Annotated in this window: 7 protein-coding genes; 4 read left to right on the top strand and 3 right to left on the bottom strand. The window is 66.1% G+C overall.

The genetic code is table 11. The features are described 5' to 3' along the window. Window positions 1–150 precede the first annotated feature (150 nt). Together AC5LSR_RS23095 and AC5LSR_RS23090 are read right to left on the bottom strand one after the other, a co-directional pair. Window positions 151–465, bottom strand: a complete 315-nt coding sequence (locus AC5LSR_RS23095) for a type II toxin-antitoxin system RelE family toxin (protein ID WP_250286201.1) — start codon at window positions 463–465, stop codon at window positions 151–153. Next, the gene (locus tag AC5LSR_RS23090) at window positions 465–746 is read right to left on the bottom strand and encodes a type II toxin-antitoxin system Phd/YefM family antitoxin (RefSeq protein ID WP_250286203.1); all 282 of its coding nucleotides are present in this window, start codon (window positions 744–746) and stop codon (window positions 465–467) included. Before AC5LSR_RS23090 ends, AC5LSR_RS23095 begins: the two co-directional genes overlap by 1 nt. Before the next feature lie 486 nt (window positions 747–1,232). Here AC5LSR_RS23090 and AC5LSR_RS23085 point away from each other — a divergent pair, with 486 nt between their 5' ends. The 4 genes from AC5LSR_RS23085 to AC5LSR_RS23070 all read left to right on the top strand — a co-directional run bounded on the left by AC5LSR_RS23085 (window position 1,233) and on the right by AC5LSR_RS23070 (window position 2,687). Beyond that, complete coding sequence (locus AC5LSR_RS23085) at window positions 1,233–1,475, top strand: CopG family ribbon-helix-helix protein (RefSeq protein WP_250286205.1); 243 nt, start codon at window positions 1,233–1,235, stop codon at window positions 1,473–1,475. Further along, window positions 1,472–1,813: a type II toxin-antitoxin system PemK/MazF family toxin gene (locus AC5LSR_RS23080; RefSeq protein ID WP_493465715.1), complete on the top strand. Its 342-nt coding sequence runs from the start codon at window positions 1,472–1,474 to the stop codon at window positions 1,811–1,813. Before AC5LSR_RS23085 ends, AC5LSR_RS23080 begins: the two co-directional genes overlap by 4 nt. 137 nt (window positions 1,814–1,950) lie before the next feature. Next, window positions 1,951–2,205 (top strand): hypothetical protein, encoded by a 255-nt coding sequence (locus tag AC5LSR_RS23075; protein ID WP_250286207.1) that lies wholly within the window; start codon window positions 1,951–1,953, stop codon window positions 2,203–2,205. Beyond that, on the top strand, window positions 2,205–2,687 hold the full coding sequence (locus AC5LSR_RS23070; RefSeq protein ID WP_250286210.1) for an SRPBCC family protein: 483 nt from the start codon (window positions 2,205–2,207) through the stop codon (window positions 2,685–2,687). Before AC5LSR_RS23075 ends, AC5LSR_RS23070 begins: the two co-directional genes overlap by 1 nt. A 120-nt stretch (window positions 2,688–2,807) precedes the next feature. On the opposite strand, the gene AC5LSR_RS23065 is transcribed toward AC5LSR_RS23070, so the two are convergent. After that, on the bottom strand, window positions 2,808–4,544 hold the full coding sequence (locus AC5LSR_RS23065) for a protein kinase domain-containing protein (RefSeq protein WP_445548175.1): 1,737 nt from the start codon (window positions 4,542–4,544) through the stop codon (window positions 2,808–2,810). Between the last annotated feature and the right edge of the window lie 490 nt (window positions 4,545–5,034).

Genomic DNA, 5,034 nt, shown 5'->3' with positions numbered 1-5,034 from the left:
TGACGAGTGGATCGCAACCTGCCGTTACCGCAACTTTCCTCATTCGATGGTCGTTGTGTAGTCAACCATGTGGTCGGGAGCGGCTCGCTCCAGCGCCGTGCGGAGGCGTTCAGGTGGGACGTGACAGATCTCGTGGCTCCTGGCGTCTCCCTATGCGCGGTAGGCGTCGCGGCGGTGGCGGATCGAGTGGGTCTCTACGGCACGGCTGGCTTCATCGATGCGGTAGATGATCCGATAGGTGCCACGGCGGGCCGAGTAGTACCCGTCGAAGGGTTCGTTGAGTGGCTTGCCCACTCGGGAGGGGCTGAGTGCGACTGTCCGGTAGACGGCCTCCGTCGCCGCGATCGCCACGTCCAGTGGAAGGTGCTCGCTGAGGTTTCGGCGAGCTTGCCGGGAGAACAGGACCGTGTACGGGCTGGGCTTCTCGGCGGCGCCTGCGTCGGCCTCCTCGTCGCTGGCGGCCATCAGGCCGCCCCGCGGCGGCGCTCCAGCTCGGCCCGGACCTCCTCCACGGCGAACGTGTCCCCTGTCGCGAAGTCCTCCCGCGACTGGCGTAGATCGGCCAGGGCCTCGTCATCGGAGAGCAGATCGAGCGTCTCCTGCATCGACTCGTACTCTGCCACCGAGATCAGCATGACGTCGGCCCGGCCGTTACGGGTGATCGTGAAGTGGTCGTGCTCCCGCGCTACCCGGTCGGCGAGCTCGGCGATCCGGGCCTTGGCCTGCGTGATCGAAATAGTCTCCATAGAGGTCAGAATAGTGACCGGTCTGAATCATAGCCAGAATACGGGTAGAAGATCGACTGGTGTCTGTCCGACGCACGGTAGCGCTGCAGCACTCGTGCGCCGACTGCCGGGTGATCCCGGGCACGGGGCCGGTCCCGGGCTGAGGAGGCTGCCGCAGTAGGAAGACAGTGAGGATGGCGACGTCGTCCTGGGGCGGGCCGTCGGCAGGTAGGGGTCCCGGCGTTCGATCTGCTTCCGTGACGACTTGTGGGGTGCCAGAAGCCGGCCTGGGACTGTGGCCCAGGGTGATGCTGATGTACGGCCTGTCGGGGCCGGAGGCACTGTTGCATTGGGCGCAGGCAGGATGCGGTGGATGCGCCGGACCGATGATCAGATCGCCAGGGCGAACTTGGTGAAGGCAGCCGTCAGCCGCTGGCGGGGTTCGGCGTCCGTGTCGAGTTCGTAGCGGCACGCGACCGCGTGGTCATACCCGGTTATACTAAGCGCATGAAGACTGCGATCTCGATCCCGGACGAGACGTTCAACGAGGCTGAGCGTCGCGCGGCCGCACTCGGCGTGAGTCGCTCCGAGTTCTTCACGACAGCCGCCCGTCGCTACATCCAGGAGCTCGACGCCCAGTCCCTGACTGAGCGTATCGACGCCGCTCTTGAGCTCGCGGGTCCCGACGACTCGTTCCAGGACGCGGTGCTCGCCGGCCGGCGAGCACTGGGCGACAGCGAGGGCTGGTGATCAGCCGTGGCGATATTCGCTGGGTCGACCTCGGTGAGGCGGAGGGCAGCCGCCCCGCGAAACGCCGCCCAGTGGTGGTCGTCCAGTCCGCGTTCTACAACGCGAGCCGGTTGGCCACAGTCGTCGCAGTCGTCATCACGTCGAATACCGCGCTCGCCACCATGCCCGGCAACGTCTTCCTCCCCGCCGCGGTGACCGGCCTACAATGCGACTCTGTGGCCAACGTGACCGCCATCGTCACGCTCAACAAGGACGAACTCGGGCACGCTGTCGGCGCTGTCCCGGAGAGCCTCATGCGAGACCTGGGCCGGGGGCTACGTCAGGTACTCGCGCTCTGACGTGTGCGGCAGTGTGCCGCCAACACCGCGGCGGGGCATCACCGCTCGGCACGGACGCCGAACCCCGCCAGCGGCTGACGGCTGCCTTCACTGAGCTCGCCCTGGCGATCTGACCACTCGTCCGACACAGGTCCACCGTGTCCCGGGGCGATGGGGAGACGGCGCTGCCGGAGGCCGGCCGCAGCCCGGTGCACCTCGAGGCGAAGGTGTTCGACCTGATGACCGCGTGGATCGAGCGGTACCGGCGGCAGGCCGAGGAGCGTTACCGACGCCTCGACGCCGTGCTGGCCGCCATGAACGACGACGCCGCCAGCATCACCGGCGTCACCGACATCACCACGAACAACGCCCGTGACGACGAACAGCCGACAAAGGAAAAGGAGACAGCCTGATGAGCACCATCGCTGCCGCCGTGATCGAAGCCGACCAGAACGTACCGATCATCCGGATCACCCGGGACTTCGCGGCCACCCCGGAACAGCTGTTCCGGGCGCACACCGACCCCGCCCTGTTCGCGCGGTGGGTCGGGCCGAACGGACTGCGGACCCGGATCGAGCACTGGGACGCCAGGACCGGTGGAAGCTGGCGTTATGTCGCCGAGCACGACGGCAACGAGTTCGGCTTCCACGGTAGTTTCCACGAGGTCCGCACCGACCGTATCGTGCAGACCTTCACGTTCGATGGTGAACCGGACGGCGTCGCGCTCGAGACGCTGCGGTTCGAGGACCTCGGCGACGGCCGTACCAGACTGCACGCCCAGTCGCTGGTGGACAGCTTCGACAGCCGGGACGCCTGGCTGCGCAGCGGGATGGAGAGCGGGGTCAACGAGGGCTACACCAAACTCGACATCCTGCTTTCCGCCGGTGGAGTCTGAGGTGGTGCTCCCCGGTGTCGCTCGTCCGCCGACCGGCCGGTGAGCGAGTGACACCGGCGGATCAGCGATACCTTCGACGAGCGAGGGAAGCCCCGGTGGTGGTCCGGGTTGCCGAACGGTCTACTCCCGCCATTGTTGCTGGGTGGTCTGGTTGCACTCCCACAGCTGCACCCTCGTGCCGTCCCAGCCGGCGTTGGAATCGGCATCGAGGCACCGGCCGTACGGGGCGCCCCATCCGTTCTGATAGGCGTTTGCCCCCGCGGTGTTACGGTAGTACCACCGTTGCTGGGCGAACCCGTTGCACATCCAGAGCTGTACCTTCCCGCCGTTACTGCCGATGGTGTTCGTGTCGGCGTCGAGGCACATCCCCGGCCACTTCACGCTGTGAATCAACGCTCCGGTATGCAGGTCGCCTTCGTAGTACCACTGTTGCTGGACGGATCCGTTGCACGTCCAGAGCTGGACCCTCGTGCCGTTGACGCCCTGATAGTTGATGTCGGCGTCAAGGCACATGCCCTGCCCGAAACGGTTGCTATGGAGGGTGATTCCGCCGGTAGCCACCGGAGCTGTCGACGTGTCCCGGCTCTGACCGGATTCTTCTGTCACGAAGGGCCTGGGCGAACCGGCCGCCTCGTCCGACGGTGCATTTCCTCCCGATGTGCGAATTATGAGCACGGTCGTGACCATCGCAAGCACGACCGCAGCGCACCCGCTGACAATCCACCACAGCCGTTTGCGGCCTGGACGCCCAGGCGGCTCGGGCGTGTCCGGTGCCGGCTGAGGAGGCTTGAATTCGTCTGGCGACGGACCGGATGATATGAACGAACTGAATAGTTTCAGCGATTTAGGCAGATCGGATGGTCTGGGTGGGGTGGCATCATAGCGGCTGAGATCCGCGACCACGGTGGGAGGCAGCCAGTTCTCGTCGATGCGCAGCCGCTCGTCGGTGGATGCCGCCCGGCACAGCTCGATCAGCTCCGCCGGAGTGGGGCGAGCTGTCGGATCCTTCTCCATGCACCGTTCCAGCACATCGCGGACCCGGTCCGGGCAGCTGTCCCAGTCGGGCTGCCCGTGCACGATCCGGTAGGAGACGGCAGCGTCTCCGCCGAACGGCAGCCTGCCGGTGATCGCATAGTAGGCGGTGGAGCCGAGGGAGAAAATGTCCCCGGACGTGCTCAGAGAGACTCCCTGAGCCTGTTCGGGAGCCATGAACGCAGGCGTGCCGATTCGAACCCCGGTCTGGGTGATCTTTGTTTGGGCGGCTTCGATTGCCCGGGAAATACCGAAATCGATTACTCGGGGGCCGTCCGCGGCAAGAATGATGTTGCTTGGCTTGAGGTCGCGGTGGATCACACCGGCGTCGTGGATGGACTGCAGTGCCTCCGCGACTCCGGCGATCAGCAGCAGGACGGTCTCCGCTGGCAGTGGTCCATGACGGGTGACGGTTACGGCGAGAGAGGGGGCTGCAATGTAGGCGGTGGCCAGCCACGGGCGTGGGGCGTGCGGGTCACAGGCGATGACCGGAGCGGTGTACAAGCCCAGGACCCGTTGGGCGATCTTCACCTCTTCTTCGAAGCGACGCCGGAACTCGGGATCGGTGGCGAGCCCCGGCCAGGCCACTTTGAGCGCGACCTGCCGGCCGCCGGGGGTGTGGGACAGGTACACAATCCCCATGCCGCCCTCGCCGATCCGGGCCCAGAGCGGATATGTGCCGATCTCGCGGGGATCCTCCGGGCTCAGCGGGGTGAACACCGGCTCCCGGCCTCGTCCCGCCTCATCAGGTGTGTTCGGCGGGTTCGGCTGTGGCATGTCTTCCCCCGGGACGGTGCGGTCCGTGTCCGGCGATGTGCTGGTCATCGCTTCTCCGTGTAGCTTGCTGTCCGTGACCATAACGGCATGAGTGGTAGTAATCAGCTCCAGCCACAACAGTATGCATTATTCCGGACACATGTCCGATTGGGTCCGGGGATGTCGACCATGCCGATTTGCGAAGATTGGTAGATTTTGCTCATTATCGGGATGAACTATCCTGATTTGTGGTGTTCGCGGCTCCAGCGGCCTGCACGGGCACACTGCGGGCGCGGCGTTCGAGGCCGTGCTCCGATGTGAAGGGAGCGCTGCGGGCGGGTCGGGGCGTAGATCGCCGTCGTGGCCGCCGTCGAGGCATGAGAGGGCCGGCGGGAAGCCAGCGGAGAGCTGCCCACCGTGCGCGGTGCCGGCGGGGCGCGAAGCTCCGTCGCTCCTTCCGCCGGCACCGCACGACAGAGGTTGGACTGCCGATGTCGTTGTTGAACCGCAGCGCTCAGCGCATGCGGGGAATTTCAGCGTGTGCAGGGGATGCTGAACG

Source organism: Protofrankia sp. CiP1_Cm_nod4 (genome assembly GCF_982290645.1).
Note: the sequence above shows the minus strand (reverse complement) of the source record. Positions and strands in the feature narration are given on the sequence as shown.